Source organism: Pseudarthrobacter sp. NPDC092202 (assembly GCF_044755505.1).
In the GTDB taxonomy this organism is placed as follows: Bacteria; Actinomycetota; Actinomycetes; order Actinomycetales; family Micrococcaceae; genus Arthrobacter.
Map to the genome: position 1 here is coordinate 87,838 of NZ_JBIVRG010000011.1, position 21,329 is coordinate 109,166.

Sequence of the window (21,329 nt, forward strand, 5' to 3'; positions counted from 1 at the left end):
CGCCTGGTGTGGGGGCTTTAAAAGCGGGGGGTGGTGGCTCAACCCGCGTTTTAATTGGGGGGGGCAGGAACCGGGGCGGGGGGGGGGGGGGCGGGGGGGGGGGCGGGGGGGGGGGGGGCGGGCGGGGGGCCGCCCCCCACGCCCCGTGGGAACCGCTGCTAGAAAGAGTGTTCCGGCCCGGGGAACTGCCCTGACCTGACGTCGTTGCCATAGTGGGTGGCGGCGTCCAGGAGGGTGCTGCGCAGGTCTGCGTACTGCTTGACGAACTTGGCCATCCGTCCGCCCCGCATTCCGGCCATGTCCTGCCAGACGAGTACCTGTCCGGTCGTTTCCTTGCCGGCGCCGATGCCCACCGTGGGGACGGGAACAGCCGCATCCACTGCGGCTGCGGTCTCTGCGGGAACCATCTCCATCAGCACGCAGAACGCCCCCGCCCCGGCGAGGGCCACCGCGTCTTCGATAAGCCGCTGTGCGTCGTCGCCGCGGCCTTGGACACGGTAGCCGCCGAGGGCGTGCTCGCTCTGCGGGGTGAAACCGATGTGCGCCATGACGGGGATGCCGGCCTGGACCATGGCCTTGACCGTGGGGGCATAGTAGGCGCCGCCCTCGATCTTGACAGCGTGGGCCAGGCCTTCCTTGAGGAACCGGACGCCGGCGCCGACTGCCTGCTCGGGGGAGACCTCATAGCTGCCGAAGGGCAGGTCGGCCACAATGAGCGCCCGCTTGGCGCTGCGGGCCACGGCACGGCACAGTGGCAGCAGCTCGTCCACCGTGACCGGAAGGCTGGTCTCGTTGCCGAAGACGTTGTTCGAGGCCGAATCACCGACGAGGAGGACCTCAATTCCGGCTTCATCGAAAATTTCGGCTGTGTACTGCTCGTAGGCAGTCAGCATGGCGAACTTCGTCCCGTCCCTCTTGGCCTGCTGCAGGTGGTGGATGCGCACCTTGGCCGGCTTCCGCTGCGGCCCAGCAGCAGGCGCAGCTGCCTGGCCCGGCCCGCTGCCGTAGGGAGCGGGGACGTCGGCGGACATGCTGGAATCGGAGCTGTTGCTTGAGGCCATGGCATGAGCGTAGTGCGGGAGCCGCTGTCCTAGCTACCGCCGGCCAAAGGCTCAACTGGTGATAAGGGTCATACGGGCTTCCCTCCAGGCGGGTCCGGACGGCGCGGACACCGGTTGCGCAGCTGAAATCCGGCGGCGGGGCGTTAACGCTGTGTTACGCGCGGCGCAGGCTTCAGCATCGGCGCCGAATGCTTAGTACAGTGTTGGTGAACTGCTGCCGGCTTCCCTTTACTGCGGGCCCGGAGCATGGACGTTGACCGGAGAAGAGGCCATCATGGACCGCCAGCAAGAGTTTGTCCTGCGCACAATCGAAGAGCGCGACGTACGTTTCGTGCGCCTGTGGTTCACCGACGTCGTGGGTTCGCTCAAGTCCGTGGCACTTGCCCCCGCCGAGGTTGAGGGTGCCTTCGAGGAAGGACTGGGCTTCGACGGCTCCGCCATTGAGGGCCTGGCCCGGGTGTTCGAGTCCGACATGCTGGCCCAGCCCGATCCCTCCACCTTCCAGATCCTGCCCTGGCGTGGGGAGACGGAACAGACCTCCCGCATGTTCTGCGACATCCTCACCCCGGACGGTGAACCGTCCGCCGCGGACCCCCGCAACGTCCTGAAGCGGACCCTCGCCAAAGCTGCCGACATGGGGTTCACCTGCTACACCCACCCCGAAATCGAGTTCTACCTCCTCAAGTCGCAGGAACCCGGGCCGGACGGCGCGCCGGTGCCTGTGGACGAAGGCGGCTACTTCGACCATGTCCCCGGCGGCGTGGCCCAGGACTTCCGCCGGACAGCGGTCACCATGCTCGAATCCGTAGGCATTTCCGTGGAATTCAGCCACCACGAAGCCGGCCCCGGCCAGAACGAAATCGACCTTCGCTACGCCGACGCCCTGCAGACCGCGGACAACATCATGACCTTCCGCACGGTCATCAAGGAAGTTGCGCTGCAGCAGGGCACCTACGCCACCTTCATGCCCAAGCCCTTCACCGCCCACCCGGGCTCCGGCATGCATACGCACTTCTCGCTGTTCGAGGGCGACACGAACGCCTTCTATGAGGCCGGGGCCGAATTCCAGCTCTCAAAGACCGCGCGCCAGTTCATCGCCGGCATCCTCAAGCACGCGCCCGAGTTCACCGCAGTGACCAACCAGTTCGTCAACTCCTACAAGCGGCTCTGGGGCGGCGGAGAGGCTCCCAGCTACCTGAGCTGGGGCCACAACAACCGCTCCGCCCTGGTACGGGTCCCGCTGTACAAGCCGGGCAAGGGCCAGTCCGCGCGCATCGAGTACCGCGGCATCGACTCCGCGGCGAACCCCTACCTGGCCTACGCCGTCCTGCTTGGAGCGGGCCTGAAAGGCATCGAGGAGGGCTACGACCTCCCGGCCGCTGCCGAGGACGATGTGTGGTCGCTGAGCTCGGCTGAACGCCGCGCCATGGGCCACGATCCGCTGCCCGCCAGCCTCCACGACGCCATCCGGACCATGGAAGATTCAGAGCTCATGCCGCAGATCCTGGGCGAGCAGGTGTTTGAGCACTTCCTGCGCAACAAGCGCGCCGAGTGGCAGGACTACCGGCTGCAGGTGACGCCCTACGAGCTGCAGCGCAACCTCGGCATCCTCTAGGCTGCGGGCGTGAGCCTGGCTCGCCGCCTCATCGCGGCTGGATTCAGCGACCTCGAAAAGGGGGAGCGGTTCCTTGCTGCGCCGGAACTGGAAGGGCTGGAGGAGGACAGGCTGTTTGCGGGCCTGCAGATGGCAGCCAGCCCGGACACGGCGCTGCAGTCCCTGGTCCGCCTGATCGAAAAGCATCCGGACCTCCGGGACCTGGCCGCCGCGGACCCCGATACCAGCGAACCGATGTACCGGGTGCTGGGGGCGTCCGAAGCCCTCGGGGAGTTCCTGATCCGCCATCCTGAACACCTTGAGGCCTTCCACGTCCGCGCCAGCCCTGAGCCGCTGCAGGCCGATGCTGCGGCCCTGCGGGGGGTCCTCCTGGAGTCCGTGGGCGCCGACCCCCGGGCCGCCCGGCCGGTGGCAGCCGCCACCGGAAATGACGCCTACGCGGCGCTTCGCACGGCGTACCGCAGGGGCGTGGTGGACCTCGCCGTAAAGGACCTGTGCGCGGCCGATCCCCTGGACTTCCTTCCGTCGGTGGGCGCCGAGCTCGCAGACCTTGCCGGGGCAGCCATCGAAGCGGCCCTTGCGGTTTCGCGTGCCGAGGCAGGTGAGCAGTACGGCACCGGGGACGTTGCCGACGTCGGCCTTGCCGTGATCGGGATGGGCAAGTGCGGCGCGCGCGAACTGAATTACATCTCCGACGTGGACGTCATTTACGTGGTGGATCCCGGCGCCCTGGATGATGCGAAAGCGAACACCATAGGGACCGCCCTGGCGAGTGGAATTTCCCGCGCCATCTCCTCCGTTGCCCGTGAGCCTGGCTTGTGGGAGGTGGACGCGAACCTTCGGCCGGAAGGAAAGTCCGGGCCACTGGTCCGGACCCTTGCCTCGCACCAGACCTACTATGCCCGCTGGGCTGAGAGCTGGGAGTTCCAGGCGCTGCTCAAGGCGCGGACCATCGCCGGCGACGCGGATCTTGGCCGCCGCTACGAGGAAGCCGTGGCGCCGCTGATCTGGAGTTCGGCAAGCCGGGACGGATTCGTGGAATCGGTGCAGGCCATGCGCCGGCGGGTGACCGAACACATTCCGGCCGCGGAAGAGCAGCGGCAGATCAAGCTTGGCCGCGGCGGGCTCCGTGATGTGGAGTTCACCGTCCAGCTGCTCCAACTGGTCCACGGGAAAGCAGACGAAACGCTCCGGCGGCGGGACACCACCTCCGCAATCGCAGCCCTGTCCGCGGGCGGCTATATCGGCCGCTCCGACGCCGCCGCCTTCGACAACGCCTACCGTTACCTGCGGCTGCTGGAACACCGCATCCAGCTCTTCCAGCTGCGCAGGACCCACCTGATGCCCGTTGCCGAACCGGCGCTCAGGTCGCTGGCGAAGGCCGTTCTGGGTCCCTTCTCCAGCGAGCGGCCCCATCCCGACGCGCTGCTCTCCACCTGGCAGAAAACAAAGCGCTCCGTCCGGGAACTGCATGAGCGCATTTTCTACCGGCCGCTGCTCAACACAGCTGCCAAACTCAGCAGTGAAGACGCCAAGCTGACCCCGGAAGCGGCAGAGGGGCGGCTGGCTGCCCTCGGGTACCGGGACCCGAAGGGCGCCATGCGCCATATCGAGGCACTGACGGCGGGGGTCAGCCGCCGCGCTGCCCTCCAGCGGCAGCTGCTGCCCATCCTGCTCGACTGGCTGGCCGAAGGCGTGGACGCGGACGCCGGGCTGCTCGCGTTCCGGCGCGTCAGCGAGGCCCTGGGAACCACGCACTGGTACCTGGGGATGCTCCGGGACTCCAACGCGGCCGCAGAGCGGCTGTGCCACATGCTCTCCAATTCACGGCTGATCGCGGATCTGCTGGAGGTCTCGCCTGAGTCGGTGGCCTGGCTGGGACAGGACAAGGACCTGGCGCCCGTGGGTTTCGATGCCCAATGGCAGGAAATCACCTCCAAGATGTCGCGGCACGCTGATCCGGAAAGCGCCATGCGCCTCATCCGCCTGATCCGGCGCCGGGAGATCCTCCGGATCGCCATTGCCGATTCAGCCGGCCTGCTGGACCAGGACCGGGTGGGAAGGGCCCTGGCGGACACGGACAGGGCAGCGGTATTGGGGGCCCTGCGCGTGGCTGAAGGCATCGTCTCCGCCAACGGACCGCTGAAGACGTCCGTGCTGGTGGTTGCCATGGGGCGCCAGGGCGGCCGCGAGATCGGCTACGGTTCGGACGCGGACGTCATGTACGTGCACAGGGCCCTGCCGGGTTTCAGTCCCGAGGAAGCGCAGGAGCAGGCCGCCCGGATCGTCAACAAGGTCTCCACCCTGCTGACCCAGCCCTTGAAGCCGGCCATCATGGCTGAGCGGGTGCTCCAGATGGACGCCGACCTGCGCCCCGAGGGGAAGAACGGTGCCATGGTCCGTTCCCTCGACTCCTTTGCCGAATACTACCGGCGCTGGTCGCTGATCTGGGAGGCGCAGGCGCTGCTCAGGGCCCGGCCCATGGCCGGAAACGACGACCTGGCCAAGGATTTCCTGGAACTCATCGACCCCATCAGGTACCCGGAATCTGTGGCGGAAACCGACGTCCGGGAGATCAGGCGGATCAAGGCACGCGTGGAGTCTGAACGACTGCCCCGCGGAGCCGACCCCGCACGCCACCTCAAGCTGGGCCGCGGCGGACTGAGCGACGTCGAATGGCTCGTCCAGCTCCTGCAGCTCCAGCACGCCGGCAGCCACCCGGAGTTGCGCACCACGTCCACGCTGGAAGCGCTGGACGCGTCCGCCCGGCTCGGCCTGCTCACGCAGGACGACGCCGGCCTGCTGGCTGCTGCCTGGCGCCTTGCGAGCCGGATCCGGTCTGCGAACGTCATCTGGAGCGGCAAGGCCTCGGACCTTCTGCCCTCATCCCGGCGCGACCTGGAAGCCGTTGCCCGCTGGTGCGGATATGAACCGGGACAGGCAGCGGCGCTGGAGGAGGACTACCTTCGGGTCAGCCGCCGGGCCCGGGCGGTCTTCGAGCGGGTCTTCTACGGCCAGTAGCCCATGGCCAATAACAGCGGCATGAACCAGAGCATCTGGCTTATTTCACTCCAGGACCTCGACGACGATGCCCGCGCCATCCACCTCGAGGCGGTGGCGGGACTCGAAACAGGGCCCGGGCAGGACAGGTTTGTTGGCGATCCGCTCCGCATGGCCCTCGCCGGGCTGGCTGAGGAATCACGCCGGCCCTATGTGATCGAGTCCGCCGGCCGGGCCGTGGGTGTACTCACCTTGCAGGCCGGGGCGGCGCGCCTGGCAGGCTGGCCGGACGACCACTCCGCGTGGCTCCTGAGGGGCTTCCTGATCGACAGGCGTGAACAGGGGAGGGGGCTGGGTCGGCTAGCGGCGGCCGCCGCTGTGTCCGCCGCGGAAAAACTTACGGCCAGGGACCATACGGGTGAGGCCGGCGTCGTTCTTTCCGTCAATGAAGTGAATGCGGCGGGCCTGTCCGCCTACCGCAGTGCCGGGTTCGTGGACCGGGGCCGGTACACCGGCGGGCAATCAGGTCCCCAGCGGATCATGTTCCGCAGTTTTAGACCACAATGACATAACAGGCGGCGGGCCGCATTGCGCTGAGAAAGCGATTGCCCGATTATGTGGAATGGCGGTGTTCTTCAACCTTGTTGGGGGGAGGGCTGAAACTGGTCTTCGTCCCGGGGGGCATTCGTCAGGGGGTCCGGCTCCCGGTCTCAGCACGTCTGGAGCCGGGCTCCCACCTTCGGGCCGCACGCAAAAGGCGGCCACCGGATAACCGGTGGCCGCCTTTGGTGTCTCAGGAGACGGTGATGCTAGACGCCGTAGTAGAGCTCGAACTCGTAGGGGTTCGGGCGCAGGGACAGCGGGCGGATCTCGTTCTCGTACTTGTACTCGATCCAGGTGTCGATCAGGTCCTGGGTGAACACGCCGCCGGCCTGCAGGAACTCGTTGTCCTCGCGCAGGGCCTCCAGCGCTTCCTCGAGCGTGCCCGGAGCCTTCGGGATGTCCTTGGCCTCTTCGGCGGGGAGCTCGTAGAGGTCCTTGTCGATCGGGGCCGGGGGCTCAATGCGGTTGCGGATGCCGTCGATGCCGGCCATCAGCTGGGCAGCGAACGCCAGGTACGGGTTGGAGGAGGGGTCCGGAGCGCGGAACTCGATGCGCTTGGCCTTGGGGTTGGAGCCCGTGATGGGGATACGGATACCGGCGGAGCGGTTGCCCTGCGAGTAGACCATGTTGACCGGAGCTTCGAAGCCCTTGACCAGGCGGCGGTAGGAGTTCACCGTCGGGTTGGTGAAGGCCAAGACAGCGTCAGCGTGCTTCAGCAGGCCGCCGATGTACCAGCGGGCGGTGTCGGACAGGCCGGCGTAGCCCTTCTCGTCGTAGAACAGCGGCTCGCCGTTGCTCCACAGGGACTGGTGGCAGTGCATGCCGGAGCCATTGTCACCGAAGACAGGCTTGGGCATGAAGGTCACTGACTTGCCCCACGCGTCTGCGGTGTTCTTGATGACGTACTTGAACTTCTGCAGGTCATCGGCAGCGTGGGTCAACGTGGTGAACTTGTAGTTGATTTCAGCCTGGCCGGCGGATCCGACTTCGTGGTGGCTGCGCTCGACCTCGAGGCCGGCCTCATCCAGGGCGACACACATGGCGTCGCGCAGGTCAGCCTGCTTGTCGGTGGGGGAAACCGGGAAGTAGCCGCCCTTGACGGGGGTCTTGTAGCCGAGGTTTCCGCCTTCTTCCTCGCGGCCCGTGTTCCAGTGGGCTTCTTCGGAGTCGATCTTGTAGAAGCTGCCCTGCGGGGAGGACTGGTACTGCACGTTGTCGAACACGAAGAACTCAGCTTCGGGAGCGAAGAACGCGGTGTCGGCAATGCCCGTGGAGGCCAGGTAGGCTTCAGCCTTCTCGGCAACGCCGCGGGGGTCGCGGTGGTAGGGATCGCCCGTACGCGGGTTGACGATGGAGAAGTTCAGCGCCAGCGTCTTCTCCATGCGGAAGGTGTCCAGGAACGCGGTGGTGACGTCCGGGATCAGCTGCATGTCAGACTCGGCAATGCCTTGGAAGCCGCGGATGGAAGACCCGTCGAAGAGTTGGCCGTTGACGAAGAAGTCCGCGTCAACGCTCTTGGCCGGCACGTTGAAGTGCTGCTGGACGCCCGGGAGGTCGGTGAAGCGGATATCGACGAATTTAATATCTTCGTCCTTGATGAACTTGAGGACTTCGTCCGCAGTCTTGAACATCTATGCTCCTAACGCATATGTAAATATCTGGCTGGCAAGCCAGCTGATCCAGCGCAATCCGACGGGCAGGGAAACGCAGTTTCCCTGCTGTGAGTACCTGCTGTGTAAACCCTGCCCCGTACTGCGTGGCGGCGGATTGCTTGAAACTGGTAACAGCCTATGGACGCGGCATTTCCCGTCCGTGTCCGCATTGTTTCGGGCAGGTTACATAATGCCCTGATATGGCAACGCTATCTTCCGTCCACTCTGTGGTCTAACCCCATCCACAGTGTGGTCGGCGGGAAGTCGCTAAGCTTGGACCGTGGTAGATCGTAAAGACATCGGCTCGTGGCTCTCCGGCCCCGACACTTCGGGCATTTCGAAATATCCGGGGGAGCGGCTGGGACTGCCGGAATCGGGGCCGGGCTCCATTGCGCGCGCCGGCCGCAGGATCGCCGCCATCATGATCGACTGGGGCATCGCGCTCCTGATCAGCAACTTTGCTTTCGGGGGCGATCCGTGGGCAACCCTGGCGATCTTCGCCGTCGAGCAGACCCTCCTGATCGGAACCCTTGGCTACAGCATCGGACACCGGGCCATGGGCATCCACGTGGTGAAGGCCGGCGGCGGCCCGGCGGGCCCGCTGGCCGCGCTGGTGAGGTCCCTGCTGCTCTGCCTTGTCATCCCTGCGGTCATCTTCGACCCCGACCACAGGGGCCTCCACGACAAGGCTATGGACACGCTGCTGGTGCGCCGCTAGACGGAGCTGCGTTCCCGGACTTCCCCGGCGCCACGCGATGCCGGCGTGCCGTCCAGGTAGTTACGCTTGTCCGCCCAGCGCTCGAAAAGGACAGTGGCGAACGGGAAGACGGCGGAGACGCCTGCGAACAGCGCCACGACGAACGGCCAGCGCTGCAGCCTCCAGAGTGCCAGGGCGGCAACGCCATAGCCCACGAACAGTGCGCCGTGGATGGGGCCTGCAACCTGGACGCCTAATTCAGTGGTGCCGGCGATCCATTTGAAGTACATGCCGATGAGGAGCGCTGCCCAGCTGAAGGCTTCGGCGACTGCCAGGATCCGGAATGCGCGGATCACCGCTGTTTTCTTGAAGGTCACAATAATGTCCTCTCCTGCCGCGAGGGCCGCAAAGAAACGCCCCGGCTGCCGGCCGGAGCCGGAACCGGGGCAGGTTCAGAATTTAGCGTCCGCGGTTGGGACGCGCCTTGTAGGGGTCGATGCCCTTGGGGATCGGGAGGCGGTTGCCCAGTGAGGCGATGCGCTTGGACACAGCGTTCACCTCAAGCTTGGTCAGTTCCTTCTTGAGCTTGCCCATCTTCTTGGCCACCTCGCTGATGGGCACCTGGCCCTCGCCCCGGCCGCTTTCGATGACGTGCACGGTGACGTTGGGAAGGATGCGCGCAAGGCGTTTGCGTTCCGCGTCCAGCAGCGGCTTCACGCGGTGCGTGGGGCCTTCACTGACCAGGACGACGCCGGGACGGCCGATGGCGCGGAACACAGCGTCCTGCGTCCGCGGGTTGACGGCAACAGGCTGTTCCTCGGTGATCCAGCCGCGGCGAAGCGTTCCCAGTGCGGCCCCGGAAGCGCCGGGCTGGTTCTCGATCTGCGCGAAGGCGGCGCGTTCTGCCCGGCGGGAGAGGATGAACGTGGCACCGAGCAGGCCCAGGGGGATGCCGATGATCAGGCCGGTGATCCAGTTATCCAGCCAGAAGCCCACCAGGAAGCTGACAGCCACGACGCCAAGGAAAACCAGCAGCATGAGCCACGGGACCATGGGGTCGTGACGGCGGGTCATGGTGAAGACTTCGCGGATCTGCTTGAGCCGGCTGGGCTTCTTGGCCTTCGCTTCTTTCGGCTTGCGGGAGAAGAGGCCACGCTTGACTGCGCTGGAGCCAGACGGAGTGGAGTTGCTGGAATCAGGGGATTTCGCCATAGTGCCTTAATTCTACGTGACCAAAGCCGAAGGACCGGCACCGGATTATTCAGGTGCCGGCCCTTCGGGGACGGTGTGTTTTGTTCTGAACTGCAGATCAGTGGTGTGCTGCGATGAGCGAGCTGGCTTCCTGGCGGGTGCTGCCGGAGGATTCGATGTGGGCGAGTTCGGCGGGGATTTCCCAGCCTTTCTTCCGCATCGCGGTGGCCCAGAGCCGGCCGGCGCGGTAGGAGGAACGGACCAGCGGCCCGGACATGACACCCAGGAAGCCGATCTCGGTGGCCTCGTCCTGGAGGTCCACGAATTCCTGGGGCTTGACCCAGCGGTCCACCGGCAGGTGCCGCTCGGACGGGCGCAGGTACTGGGTGATGGTGATCAGGTCGCAGCCGGCCTCATGCAGGTCCCGCAGGGCCTCGGAGATCTCCTCGCGGGTCTCGCCCATGCCCAGGATCAGGTTGGACTTGGTCACCATGCCCAGGTTCCGGCCCTGCGTGATCACATCCAGGGACCGCTCGTACCTGAACGCGGGCCGGATCCGCTTGAAGATCCGCGGCACGGTCTCGACGTTGTGCGCGAACACCTCGGGCTTCGAATCGCAGATCGCGGCGATGTGCTCGGGTTTGCCGGAGAAGTCCGGGATCAAAAGTTCCACGCCCGTGCCCGGGTTCAGCTCGTGGATCTTCCGGACCGTCTCGGCGTACAGCCACACACCCTCATCGGCAAGGTCGTCGCGGGCCACACCGGTGACGGTGGCGTAGCGCAGCTGCATCGCTTGGACTGAGCGGGCCACCTTGGTGGGCTCGAACCTGTCCACCGGGGAGGGCTTGCCGGTATCGATCTGGCAGAAGTCACAGCGCCGGGTACATTCGGACCCGCCGATCAGGAACGTGGCTTCCTTGTCCTCCCAGCACTCGAAGATGTTGGGGCAGCCGGCCTCCTCGCACACCGTGTGCAGGCCCTCTTTTTTGACCAGGTTCTTGAGCTGGACGAACTCCGGGCCCATCTGGACCTTCGCCTTGATCCACTCCGGCTTACGCTCCACGGGAACAGCAGAATTACGCTGTTCAACGCGCAAAAGCTTCCGGCCTTCAGGTGCCAATGTCACAGTAGAGCTCCTTCGGGGGTAGCGACCAGGGCGTCTTCATTCTTGCGCAGTTCTTCGGTAATGCGGTCCACCAGGTCGGCCGGGGCAACGTCATGGCCGGTTTCCTGGGTGATGGTAGTCACGCCGGCGTCCGTAATGCCGCAGGCGATGATCTGGGAATAGGGTGCGAGGTCGTTGTTGCAGTTGATGGCGAACCCGTGCATGGTCACGCCCTCATGCACCCGGATGCCGATGGCCGCGATCTTCCGGTCAGGGCCTTTGCTGTCCGCAGTGATCCACACTCCGGCCCTGCCTTTGATCCGGACTGCGGAGATCCCGTAGTCGGCCAGCACCGTGATGATGACGGCTTCCAGGCGCTCAACGTAGTCGCGGATCCCTGCCCGGTTCTTCAGCTTGATGATGGGGTATCCCACCAGCTGGCCGGGGCCGTGCCACGTCAGTTTTCCGCCACGGTCCACGGGGACAACCGGGGTACCGTCGAACGGCTTTTCATGGTCCTCGGTCCGTTTGCCTGCCGTGTAGACGGCTGCATGTTCCAGGAGGAGGACAGTGCTGGGGGCCACCCCCGCGACCACTTTGTCGTGGAGTTCGCTCTGGATCTGCCAACCCTGGGTGTAGTCGACAAAATCGGGAGCAAGACCCAGCTGTGAAAACTCAAGAGTCATGGCATCCAGCTTAGACGCCGTGGCGTCCCTCGCCCGGTTTAGTGCTTAAGCTCACCCCCTCCCAGGGGCACGCCACATGCGGGCAGGGGGATGCAGCCTGCCAGCGGCCGGCCTGTGGATAACTTCTGCACGGGAAAAAGGATTCGACTAGACATGTCCTATGGAGATTTCGGAGGCGCCGGAGGTACCCGGCTTTGTCCTGGGACGGCTCCTGGGCCGCGGAGGAAGCGCGACGGTCTGGTTGGCCAGGGAAAACCGGACCGGTCGGGACTTCGCGGTGAAGTGCTTCCACCCGGTCCAGGACGGTCCAGCAGGCAGTGGCCCGGCAACGGAGGACGCCGTCAGGCGCGAGATCCGCATTCTGTCCGTCCTGGACCACGAGCATCTGATCAAGGCACACGACGCCGTCCGGCTTCCGGGAATGCCGGCCGGCGGGACCGCTCTGGTGATGGACTACGCGCCCGGCGGCTCACTGGCCGCCCTCGTGGCCAGCCGCGGGAAGCTCAGTGTTGGCGAAACGGTGACGGTGCTGACACCCATCGCCCATGCCCTTGGGTATTTGCACAGCAAGGGGTTTACCCATTCGGACGTCTCGCCGGGAAATATCCTGTTCACTGGCCAGGGAAAGCCCCTGCTGTCCGACGTTGGCATAGCTCGCATGCTGGGTGACCCCGGTTCTGCTGCCCCGTCAGGAACACCCGGCTTCGTGGACCCGTCCCCCGTGGACGCGGTGCGTGGCCTGCAGCCCGAAAGGGATGTCTATTCGGCGGCGGCGCTCGGCTGGTTCTGCCTGACCGGCCAGGCTCCACCCAGGACCTCTGCCAGGCCGCCGCTGCCCCTTCTGGTCCCGGACGTTCCGCGGGAGCTGGCGGCTGCCCTGGAAGCAGGCCTGAAGGAGGACCGGAGGGGCCGGCCCACCGCTGCCGCGCTGGCTACGGCCATCTACCGCAGCGCGTCGCCCCGGCCGCTGGACCTCGCCGCCTCTGTCCATCCCACCGTGATTCCGGAGCTGTTGACCCGCCGCCAGGTTGCGGCAACGACCCGGCCACGGGCGGCTGCGGAGAAGTGCAGGGCTGCAGGGAGGTGGATCGTCACGGCCAAGTGGCCCGGTGCGCCTTCCCCCGGGCTGCGGCTGCCATTTCCGCAGCCCGTCAAGGAGCGCCGTCCGTCAGGCGGGGGGAAGCATGCCGGCACAGCACAAGCCGGGGCAGCACAAACCGTCACCGCGCTATCCGGCGCAGCACTATCAAGCACGGTTCAACCCGGCGCAGCACTATCAAGCACGGTTCAACGCGGCACAGTTCAACCAAGCACGGCTAAACCCCTCAGGCCCCGATCCGGTAGGGCCCGAGCCGTCAGGGAACGGCGCCGCCCGCCCTCGCAGCTGCGCGTACGGCGGTTGCGGGGCGTCCTTGCCTCGGCCGCCTTGGTGGGGGCAGCCGCGGCGTGGTGGGTTGCAGTCGCAGCGGGACTGCCGGCGGGGCCGGCTTTTCCGCCGGCGTCCGGCATCACGCCCGAGTCAGCCATCACGCCCGAGCCAGTCACCGAGCAGGAATCCGTCATCACGCAGGAACCCGGCCGGGAACGGGGGATCGGCACTGCAGCAGCTGGAACCACGGCGACTCAAGCAGCGCAGGCCGATCAAACGACGCAGGTCGTCAGCGGAAGTGGAGCTGGATCCGGAAGCGCCGGCGGTGACAGCCGCACGGAAGTTGCCAGGCATCAGGCGAGGGCGTCGGACCCCAGCCAGGCCGTCCAAGGCCTCGCTGCCCTCCGGGACCTGGCCTTCAGCACCGGAGACCTCGGGCTGCTGGACGAGGTAAACGCAGAAGGTTCGCCGGCAGCAGCCGCCGATGCGCGGACAGCCGGACGGCTTCGCAGCTCAGGGCACGTCCTCGCCGGGTTTTCCAGCAGCCTTGAAGACCTCCACACGGAGGACGGTGTTACCGCCGCGCGCGCCGTGGTGCGGGTGCGTTCTTCTTCTTCCGCCTATGAGGAGAGGGATGCAGGGGGCATCGTCGTTGGGGCGGGCCCGGCCGGCACCAGCCGCCAGCTCCGGCTGGTGCTCGTGGCAGTGGACGGTACTTGGAGGATCAGCGAGATCCTTCCTGGCGGCTGAGCCTCGCGTGCTGGCCTGCCCTGGCACGGTTCGCTGTGCCGCCCCCGCCCGCAGAGGCCAACCGCTGAAAGGAACGCCGCGGAGCCCCAGCCCTTCTTTCGGCCCCGTTAATCCTTGCCGGCAACCCACTGGGCGGCCCGGGCCACCGTTGGATGCTGCCACACGAAGCCGGCCTCCAGGAGCACCGCAGGTTCCATGCGCTGGCTGGACAGCAGGAGTTCCTCAGCCAGGTCGCGCATCAACAGCCGCAGCACAGTGCCGGGAACCCGCAAAGCGGCGGGCCGGTGCAGGGCACGGGCAATTTCCCCCACCAGGGTGTCCACGTCAGCCTGCTCGGGGGCGCACAGGTTCACCGGCCCGCTCACCCGGGACTCCACCAGGAAAAGGAACGCCGCCGAGACATCCGGCAGTGTGACCCACGGCCAGTACTGACGGCCGTTCCCCAGCGGCCCGCCCACGCCCAGCCGGATCAGGGGAAGCAGCTTGCCAAGGGCTCCGCCCGACCGGCTGAGGACAACGCCCGTCCGCGTGGTCACCACCCGCACCCCTTCCGGGGCCGAGCGGGCCGCTTCCTCCCACTCGACGCAGATCCTGGACAAGGTCCCTGCGCCCGGTGGCGCCGATTCCCGAAGAACCGTGTTGCCGGCGTCGCCATAGTAGTTCGAGCCGGACTGGCTGATGAAGGCGGGGGGCGGGGAATCCAACTGGCGCATCGCGTGCGTAAGTGTGCGCGTTGAACCAATCCGCGAACTGAACAGCTCCTCCACCCGTTTGCGGGTCCAGGGCCGGTCCCCGATGCCGGCACCGGACAGGTTGATCACGGCGTCCGCCCCGGCCAGCGCCTGCGGATCCAGTTCCCCGGCCGCGGGATCCCACCTGACCTCCGACGGGGAGGCCGGATTCCCCCGGACCAGGGACACGACGTGGTGGCCCGCCTTCGTGAAGGTTTCTGACATGGAGGTGCCGATGAGCCCGGAGGCGCCGGCCATGACGATACGCATGGTCCATCTCACCACGCGGCAGCACCGGCGGCACCTCCCGACAGGCCGCAGGACGGTTGACTATGATCAAACGATGACCTTTTCGAGCTACTTCCGTTTCCCGCATCTGCACGGCGATCTGGCCACCTTCGTGGCCGAGGACGACGTGTGGATTGCGCCCATTGGAGGCGGCCGCGCCTGGCGCGTCTCGGCCCTCCAGCTGCCCGCCCGCAACCCCCGCTTCACCCCTGACGGGAAGAGGCTGGTGTGGTCCGTGGTCCAGGGAACGGCGCCGGAAGTAGTGTCGGCAGAGGTCGACGGCGGCGGGTACCGGCAGCTGACCTTCTTCGGCCACAGCACGACGCGGGTTAAGGGTTTCACCGCCAACGGTTCAGTGGTGGTCACCAGCGCGTTCCGCCAGGCCGAAAGCAGGCACACCCACGCCTACAGCGTCCCGCTGGAGGGCGGGTGGGCCGAGGAACTCCCGTTCGGCCCGGTTGAGTCCGTGGCCTTTGGCCCGGAGGTGGGCGACGAACGGCCTGTGGTGGTGGGCAGCGTGCTGTCCCGTGAACCCGCCTGGTGGAAGCGGTACCGCGGCGGCACTGCCGGGAAGCTGTGGATCGACGCCGACGGCAACGGGGAGTTTGAACGCCTTGTACCGGAGCTTGACGGCAACCTCGCTGATCCCATGTGGGTGGACGGACGCATTGCCTTCCTTTCGGACCACGAGGGCTACGGCAACCTGTATTCGGTCCTTCCCGGCGGGAAGGACCTGCGCCGGCACACGGACCACGAAGACTTCTACGTCCGGCACGCCGCCACCGACGGCAAACGTGTCATTTTCGAATCGGCCGGCGAGCTGTGGGTACTGCACGACCTCGGCTCCGACGCCGTTCGGGTGGACATCACCCTTGGCTCCGCCTCCCAGTCCAGGCGTCCTGCACTGCTCAAGACCGCCAAGCACCTTGGTGCGGCGGTGCCGGACAGCACAGGCTCCGCCAGTGCAATCGAATCCCACGGAACCATCCATTGGCTCCGCCACAAAGACGGGCCGTCCCGGATCATCGAGGCAACGCCGGGCGTCCGTGCCCGCCTGCCGCGGCCCCTGGGTGACGGCCGGATTGCCTACCTTGCCGACCACGGCAATGTGGAGGCGTTGTACATCAAGGACATCGCGGCTCCTGTGCCGCATGCCGGAATTGGCAGTGCCGACGCGAACCGGGGGCAGGATGCGGTGGCAGACGGCAGCACGGCGGACATCCCCGCGCCCGTGGCCGCAGGACGGGAACAAGCTGTGATCCTGCCGCAACCGGTTCCGGCAGCCGGTGTTGCCGCGCTGGCCGGGAACACCGCGCAGGCCAGGAATGCGGTTCCTGCCCACGCCTCGGATGAGCAGGCTGATGTTGCGCCCGAGGCGGGTACCTCAGCTGCGGAGGCGCAGGCGCTTCCGGTTGAGACCCGTATTGACTTTCCCCGCCCCTCGCGGGCCAGCGCCCTGGAAGCCAGCCCTGACGGAAATCGGCTCGCCCTCGGCACGTCCTTCGGCGAGGTGTACGTGGCGGATACCCGCACTGGGGATCTGACGCTGGTCTCCAGCATCGGCGAGGGCACGGTGTCCGACCTCTCATGGTCGGCGGACTCGCAGTGGCTTGTATGGTCAGAGCCGGTCACCTCCTTCGGTTCCCGCAGCCGGCTGCGGCTGGCCAACGTGGCCGTGCCGGGATCCGCCCCGGTGGATGTCACGGACGGCCGCTTCGGAGACAAGTCCCCGGTCTTTACCCCGGACGGGAAGTTCCTGGCGTTCCTGTCGAACCGCAGCTTTGACCCGGTGTATGACGGGCACTCCTTCGACCTCTCCTTCCCCAGCCCCATCAAGCCGTACCTCGTGGCACTCTCTGCTGACACGCCGTCGCCCTTTGGCCCCGCGGTGGACTCCGATGCGTGGGAAGCGGCAGCGGCAGGGGGAGACGGGCAGGGGCCCGACGCCGAACCGGCAGTACCGGAGGTCCGGGTGGAGGCCGATGGCCTGGCGCACCGGGTCATCACCGTTCCTGTGCCGCAGGGGAACTACACCTCCCTCAAAGCCACTGAGGGAGCGCTGCTCTGGCTCGACTGGGCCCTCGCCGGCGTCACCGGCGACGGCAAGGCCAGCCAGGACGACAAGGATGCCCGCCCCAGCCTGGTCCGCTTCGACCTTGCACGGCGCAAGCAGGCCACCTTGGTGGACGCGCTGGACAGCTACCGGCTGTCGGGAGACCGCAGCAAGGTGGTGCTGGTCTCCGACAAGCAGGTCACGGTGGTCCCCGCCGACGCCAAGGCAGATGAGGAATCCGGGAAGCTGGTCAAGGTGGACCTGGGCCGGATCCGGGTCATGATGGACCCGCTCAGCGTGTGGGGCCAGGCGTTCGACGAGGCCTGGCGGCTGCAGCGAGACTTCTTCTGGACCGAGGACATGGCCGGCCAGGACTGGGAATCCATCCACCGCCGCTACCGTCCCCTCGTGGAGCGCCTGGGCTCGCATGATGACTTGGTGGACCTCCTGTGGGAGCTGCACGGCGAACTGGGAACCTCGCACGCCTACGTGCGGCCGGCCCTTGTCACCGAGAACGGCAGCCACGGCCAGGGCCGGCTGGGTGCGGACCTGGCCTACACCTCCGGCGGATGGGAAATCATCCGCATCCTTGCCGGCGAGTCTTCCGACCCGCTGGCCACCTCGCCCCTGACACGGCCCGGCGTCGGCGGTAAGGCGGGGGACATCCTGCTCGCCATCGACGGCGTACCGCTGTCTGGAAGCGTCACGCCCGCCATGCAGCTGGTCGGTGCTGCAGGCCGCGCCGTGGAGCTGACCCTCCTGAATGGTGCCGCGCACGGAGCCGCGGCAGGCACCCAGCGCCGCGTCGCCGTCGTGCCCGTCAAGGATGAGGAGCGGCTGCGTTACCAGGAATGGGTGGCCTCCAACAGGCGCACCGTCCGCGAAGCGTCAGCGGGCAAATTCGGTTACCTGCACATCCCGGACATGATGGCGAACGGCTGGGCGCAGCTGCATCGCGACCTTGACACGGAGACCGCCCTGGACGGACTGATCGTCGATGTACGGCGCAACCGCGGCGGACACACCTCGCAGCTGGTGGCAGAGCTCATCGGACGCAAGGTCACGGGGTGGAGCATGCCGCGCGGGGAGAAGCCGCGGACGTACCCCCACCACGCGCCGCGCGGACCGGTGATCATCCTGGCCGATGAGTTTGCCGGCTCCGACGGGGACATCATCACGCAGGTGTCCAAGCTCAGGGGGATCGGCCCGGTCATCGGGACGCGCACCTGGGGCGGTGTGGTGGGCATTGACAACCGCTACGCCCTCGCTGACGGCACCGGCGTGACGCAGCCGCGGTACGCCACCTGGTTCGGCGGCGGGGTGGGCTGGAGCGTAGAGAACTACGGCGTTGACCCGGACATCGAGGTTACGTTCCCGCCCCATGCCTACGCCGCGGGCCGGGACCCCCAGCTGGAGTACGGCATTGGTGCGCTGAAGGAGATGATCCAGGAACTGCCCACGGACCGTCCGCCGGCTCGCGAAGGGTACCGCCGGCTGCGTCCCGCTCCGCTGCCCGCACGCCGCCACAGCAAGTAGTCCCGGCAGCAAGAGCAGCAGCGCAAAAAGCCCTGCCTGGCCGGAATGGCCAGGCAGGGCTTTTTACTGTTGCCGGATCAGGACTCTAGGGTCGCATCCAGGGTGATGTCGATGCTGGCCAGGGCGCCGGAGACGGGGCAGCCCACCTTGGCCTCGCCCGCGATCTTCTGGAATTCCTCCTCGGAAATGCCGGGGACCCTTGCGGACATGGTGAGGTGGCTGCCGGTGATCCCAGTGCCGGGGACGAACGTCACGTCAGCCTTGGTGCGGACTTCCTCCGGCTTGTGGCCCGCCTTATCGAGCTCGTTGCTGAAGGCCATGGAGAAGCAAGCGGCGTGCGCGGCGGCGATGAGTTCCTCCGGGCTGGTCTTGCCGTTGGCCGCTTCGGTGCGGGCCTTCCAGGTGACGTCGAACGTGCCCAGGCCTGAGGTGGCCAGGCTGGTGGTACCGGAACCTTCCGTCAGGTTGCCGTTCCATACTGCGTTTGCTGAACGTGTTGCTGCCATGTTCACTCCTCAGGTCGATGTGTACCGGGGCAGGCTGCTGCCTGGACCCCGCCGTCTCCCATCCTAGGGACAACGCCCGCGGCATGCACTGGCTGTCCGCTGTCAGAGGATTATGACCAGGGCATTAAACAACCACGGCGACGCCCCCGCAGGAGGGAGCGTCGCCGTGGTTGTTTATTGCGCGGAGCGGCTACTGCCAGAGCGTCGCGATGGCGATGTTCAGCAGCGCGAGTCCGCCTACGCCGTGCGCCAGGCCTGCGCTGATGTCCTCGCCCTTCTTGTACTTGCGGCGGCCAATGAAGGCGAGCACGCCAACAGCAAGGGCCACCGCGAACTTGATGCCGAGCTTGAAGTAGTTGGCGTCCATGTCCAGGGCCGGGATAAGCCCCATCAGGGCGACGCCGGTCAGCAGCTGGAGCATGGCGCCGTCGAACTGGCGGGGATGGACGGTGGGCTTCTTCATCTGGCCGATCCAGATGCCCACGATCATGGCTGCGCCGACGATGTGCAGGAAGACCACAATGTTATAGACGATGTTCATGGGACCAGTGTAGCCATTTCTACCAGCCGTAGTAGCTGGCCTAGGGGGTGCCTCCGTCCGCCGTGCTGCGCGGGCCGGCGCCGGCAGCAGCCGGATGGGTTAAACGACGACGGCGGTGCAGGCCGTCCGGCAGGTTTCCCGCCGTTGCCTGCACCGCCGTCGTGCGCGTTGTGGCTGTTACAGCCCCAGGTCCGCTTCGAAGGCGCCTTCTTCAAGGCGTGCCTTCAGGGTCTGGAGGAAACGGCCGGCGTCCGCGCCGTCCACCAGGCGGTGGTCGTACGTGAGGGACAGGTACATCATGGAGCGGATGGCGATCGAGTCGTCACCGTTCTCATCTGCAACCACCACGGCGCGCTTGACGATGGCGCCGGTGCCGAGGATGCCCACCTGCGGCTGGTTGATGATCGGGGTGTCGAACAGGGCCCCGACCGAGCCGATGTTGGTGATGCTGAACGTGCCGCCAGAGAGCTCGTCCGGGCCGATCTTGCCGTCGCGGGTGCGGCCGGCGACGTCGGCGATCTTGCCCGCCAACCCGGCCAGGTTCAGGCTGCCGGCGTCGTTGATGACCGGGACCAGGAGGCCCTTGTCGGTGTCGACGGCGATCGCCAGGTGCTCGGCGTTGTGGTACGTGATCTCCTGCTTGTCCTCGTCGTAGGCAGCGTTGAGCTTGGGGTGCTGCTTGAGGGCCTCGGCGACAGCCTTGGCGATGAAGGGCAGGAAGGTCAGCTTGACGCCGTTCTGTGCCTGGAAGGAGTTCTTGGCACGGGCGCGGAGCTTGGCGACCTTGGTCATGTCCACTTCGTGGACCTGGGTCAGCTGGGTGGAAACCTCAAGGGACTCGCGCATGCGGCGGGCGATGACCTGGCGGATGCGCGGGGCCTTCTGGGTGGTGCCGCGCAGCGAAGAGGCAGCCTGGCCTGCGGCGGCGGAGGCTGCCGGGGCGGACGCTGCCGGAGCGGCGGCGGCTGCGGGAGCTGCCTTTGCTTCCGCAGCGGCGATGACGTCCTGCTTGCGGATGCGGCCGCCGACGCCGGTGCCGGAGAGGGAGGTGATGTCCACGCCGTGCTGGTTTGCCAGCTTACGGACCAGGGGAGTCACATAGCCCGACTCGGACCCGCCTGCGGCTTCGGCGGAAGCCGGCGCTGCTGCGGGGGCCTGGGGAGCGGGCGCAGCCTTGGGGGCTTCCTGCTTGGGGGTTTCCTGGGCGGGGGCGGCCTGCGGTGCGGGTGCCTCAGCCTTCGGCGCTTCCGCCTTGGGCTCTTCCTTGGGCGGTGCCTCGGTGGAGGGGGCCTCTGCCGGGGCGGCTGCAGCACCAGAGCCGATGACGGCGAGGACGGATCCCACCTCTGCAGTCTCGTCCTCGTTGACGCGGATTTCCTGGAGGGTACCGGCCACGGGGGAAGGAATTTCGGTGTCGACCTTGTCGGTGGAAACCTCCAGAAGGGGCTCGTCCACCTCCACGGCGTCGCCAACGGCCTTGAGCCAGCGGGTGACGGTGCCTTCGGTGACGCTCTCGCCGAGGGCCGGCAGGGTGACCTCGTGGCTTTCGCCGCCGGCAGCCGGTGCCTCAGGGGCGGACGCTTCCGGCGCGGGTGCTTCTGCGGCGGCTGGCGCCTCGGTGGAGGGAGCTTCGGCGGGAGCCGGAGCCTCCTCGGCCGCCGGTGCCTCTTCTGCGGGGGTCCCTTCGGCGGGTGCGCCGCCGCCGGAGCCGTCTCCAATGCGGACCAGGGGAGCGCCAACCTCGGCGGTCTCGTCCTCGGCAACGAGGATTTCCTCAATCACGCCAGCTACAGGAGAGGGGATTTCAGTGTCTACTTTGTCGGTGGAGACTTCGAGCAGCGGCTCGTCCACCTCTACCCGGTCACCTACCTGCTTGAGCCAGCGGGTGACGGTTCCTTCGGTGACGCTCTCACCGAGGGCGGGCAAGTTAACGGATTCAGACATG

The 21,329-nt window shown here is 66.9% G+C and carries 16 protein-coding genes; 6 read left to right on the top strand and 10 right to left on the bottom strand.

Going from position 1 to position 21,329, the window contains the following annotated elements:
- Positions 1-158 precede the first annotated feature (158 nt).
- On the bottom strand, positions 159-1,061 hold the full coding sequence (gene panB, locus ACIQF4_RS15915) for a 3-methyl-2-oxobutanoate hydroxymethyltransferase (RefSeq protein ID WP_400516821.1): 903 nt from the start codon (positions 1,059-1,061) through the stop codon (positions 159-161).
- Between the two features lie 274 nt (positions 1,062-1,335).
- Here panB and glnA (ACIQF4_RS15920) point away from each other — a divergent pair, with 274 nt between their 5' ends.
- Genes glnA (ACIQF4_RS15920) through ACIQF4_RS15930 form a run of 3 tightly spaced genes read left to right on the top strand, consistent with a single transcriptional unit; the run spans position 1,336 to position 6,243 of the window.
- On the top strand, positions 1,336-2,676 hold the full coding sequence (gene glnA / locus ACIQF4_RS15920) for a type I glutamate--ammonia ligase (RefSeq protein ID WP_066280551.1): 1,341 nt from the start codon (positions 1,336-1,338) through the stop codon (positions 2,674-2,676).
- Positions 2,677-2,685: 9 nt separating this feature from the next.
- Positions 2,686-5,697, top strand: a complete 3,012-nt coding sequence (locus ACIQF4_RS15925; RefSeq protein ID WP_400516822.1) for a bifunctional [glutamine synthetase] adenylyltransferase/[glutamine synthetase]-adenylyl-L-tyrosine phosphorylase — start codon at positions 2,686-2,688, stop codon at positions 5,695-5,697.
- Between the two features lie 21 nt (positions 5,698-5,718).
- Positions 5,719-6,243, top strand: coding sequence for a GNAT family N-acetyltransferase (locus ACIQF4_RS15930; protein WP_400516823.1), 525 nt, complete (start codon positions 5,719-5,721; stop codon positions 6,241-6,243).
- Positions 6,244-6,485: 242 nt separating this feature from the next.
- Here ACIQF4_RS15930 and glnA (ACIQF4_RS15935) read toward each other — a convergent pair whose 3' ends face one another.
- On the bottom strand, positions 6,486-7,910 hold the full coding sequence (gene glnA / locus ACIQF4_RS15935; RefSeq protein ID WP_350002216.1) for a type I glutamate--ammonia ligase: 1,425 nt from the start codon (positions 7,908-7,910) through the stop codon (positions 6,486-6,488).
- Between the two features lie 301 nt (positions 7,911-8,211).
- Here glnA (ACIQF4_RS15935) and ACIQF4_RS15940 point away from each other — a divergent pair, with 301 nt between their 5' ends.
- Entirely contained in the window at positions 8,212-8,649 is a 438-nt protein-coding gene (locus ACIQF4_RS15940; protein ID WP_104188642.1) for an RDD family protein, read from the top strand.
- On the opposite strand, the gene ACIQF4_RS15945 is transcribed toward ACIQF4_RS15940, so the two are convergent.
- The 4 genes from ACIQF4_RS15945 to lipB form a co-directional block, all read right to left on the bottom strand.
- The gene (locus tag ACIQF4_RS15945) at positions 8,646-9,005 is read right to left on the bottom strand and encodes a DUF3817 domain-containing protein (protein ID WP_350002217.1); all 360 of its coding nucleotides are present in this window, start codon (positions 9,003-9,005) and stop codon (positions 8,646-8,648) included. The genes ACIQF4_RS15940 and ACIQF4_RS15945 overlap by 4 nt on opposite strands.
- 82 nt (positions 9,006-9,087) lie before the next feature.
- A complete protein-coding gene (locus ACIQF4_RS15950; protein WP_188813212.1) occupies positions 9,088-9,840 on the bottom strand; it encodes a DUF4191 domain-containing protein in 753 nt (250 codons plus the stop codon).
- Positions 9,841-9,937: 97 nt separating this feature from the next.
- Positions 9,938-10,945 (bottom strand): lipoyl synthase, encoded by a 1,008-nt coding sequence (gene lipA, locus ACIQF4_RS15955; protein ID WP_400516826.1) that lies wholly within the window; start codon positions 10,943-10,945, stop codon positions 9,938-9,940.
- Positions 10,942-11,610, bottom strand: a complete 669-nt coding sequence (gene lipB / locus ACIQF4_RS15960) for a lipoyl(octanoyl) transferase LipB (RefSeq protein ID WP_374152918.1) — start codon at positions 11,608-11,610, stop codon at positions 10,942-10,944. Before lipB ends, lipA begins: the two co-directional genes overlap by 4 nt.
- Before the next feature lie 160 nt (positions 11,611-11,770).
- On the opposite strand from lipB, the gene ACIQF4_RS15965 reads away from it, so the two are divergent.
- Positions 11,771-13,729, top strand: a complete 1,959-nt coding sequence (locus ACIQF4_RS15965) for a serine/threonine-protein kinase (RefSeq protein ID WP_400516828.1) — start codon at positions 11,771-11,773, stop codon at positions 13,727-13,729.
- 107 nt (positions 13,730-13,836) lie between these two features.
- Here ACIQF4_RS15965 and ACIQF4_RS15970 read toward each other — a convergent pair whose 3' ends face one another.
- Complete coding sequence (locus ACIQF4_RS15970) at positions 13,837-14,730, bottom strand: TIGR01777 family oxidoreductase (protein WP_400516830.1); 894 nt, start codon at positions 14,728-14,730, stop codon at positions 13,837-13,839.
- A gap of 73 nt (positions 14,731-14,803) precedes the next feature.
- Between ACIQF4_RS15970 and ACIQF4_RS15975 the strand changes: the two genes are divergently transcribed.
- A complete protein-coding gene (locus tag ACIQF4_RS15975; protein WP_400516831.1) occupies positions 14,804-18,337 on the top strand; it encodes a S41 family peptidase in 3,534 nt (1,177 codons plus the stop codon).
- Positions 18,338-18,414: 77 nt separating this feature from the next.
- Here the strand turns inward: ACIQF4_RS15975 and ACIQF4_RS15980 are convergent, their stop codons facing one another.
- From ACIQF4_RS15980 to sucB, 3 genes are all read right to left on the bottom strand, one after another.
- Positions 18,415-18,843, bottom strand: a complete 429-nt coding sequence (locus ACIQF4_RS15980) for an OsmC family protein (RefSeq protein ID WP_350002222.1) — start codon at positions 18,841-18,843, stop codon at positions 18,415-18,417.
- 190 nt (positions 18,844-19,033) lie between these two features.
- Positions 19,034-19,384: a hypothetical protein gene (locus tag ACIQF4_RS15985; protein ID WP_066275205.1), complete on the bottom strand. Its 351-nt coding sequence runs from the start codon at positions 19,382-19,384 to the stop codon at positions 19,034-19,036.
- A gap of 177 nt (positions 19,385-19,561) precedes the next feature.
- Complete coding sequence (sucB, locus tag ACIQF4_RS15990) at positions 19,562-21,328, bottom strand: 2-oxoglutarate dehydrogenase, E2 component, dihydrolipoamide succinyltransferase (RefSeq protein ID WP_400516832.1); 1,767 nt, start codon at positions 21,326-21,328, stop codon at positions 19,562-19,564.
- Between the last annotated feature and the right edge of the window lies 1 nt (position 21,329).

Coding starts and splice junctions, on each gene's coding strand:
- panB (WP_400516821.1), bottom strand. CDS start 1,061: ATGGCCTCAAGCAACAGCTCCGATTCCAGCATGTCCGCCGACGTCCCC.
- glnA (WP_066280551.1), top strand. CDS start 1,336: ATGGACCGCCAGCAAGAGTTTGTCCTGCGCACAATCGAAGAGCGCGAC.
- ACIQF4_RS15930 (WP_400516823.1), top strand. CDS start 5,719: ATGAACCAGAGCATCTGGCTTATTTCACTCCAGGACCTCGACGACGAT.
- glnA (WP_350002216.1), bottom strand. CDS start 7,910: ATGTTCAAGACTGCGGACGAAGTCCTCAAGTTCATCAAGGACGAAGAT.
- ACIQF4_RS15950 (WP_188813212.1), bottom strand. CDS start 9,840: ATGGCGAAATCCCCTGATTCCAGCAACTCCACTCCGTCTGGCTCCAGC.
- lipB (WP_374152918.1), bottom strand. CDS start 11,610: ATGACTCTTGAGTTTTCACAGCTGGGTCTTGCTCCCGATTTTGTCGAC.
- ACIQF4_RS15965 (WP_400516828.1), top strand. CDS start 11,771: ATGGAGATTTCGGAGGCGCCGGAGGTACCCGGCTTTGTCCTGGGACGG.
- ACIQF4_RS15970 (WP_400516830.1), bottom strand. CDS start 14,730: ATGCGTATCGTCATGGCCGGCGCCTCCGGGCTCATCGGCACCTCCATG.
- ACIQF4_RS15975 (WP_400516831.1), top strand. CDS start 14,804: ATGACCTTTTCGAGCTACTTCCGTTTCCCGCATCTGCACGGCGATCTG.
- ACIQF4_RS15980 (WP_350002222.1), bottom strand. CDS start 18,843: ATGGCAGCAACACGTTCAGCAAACGCAGTATGGAACGGCAACCTGACG.
- ACIQF4_RS15985 (WP_066275205.1), bottom strand. CDS start 19,384: ATGAACATCGTCTATAACATTGTGGTCTTCCTGCACATCGTCGGCGCA.
- sucB (WP_400516832.1), bottom strand. CDS start 21,328: ATGTCTGAATCCGTTAACTTGCCCGCCCTCGGTGAGAGCGTCACCGAA.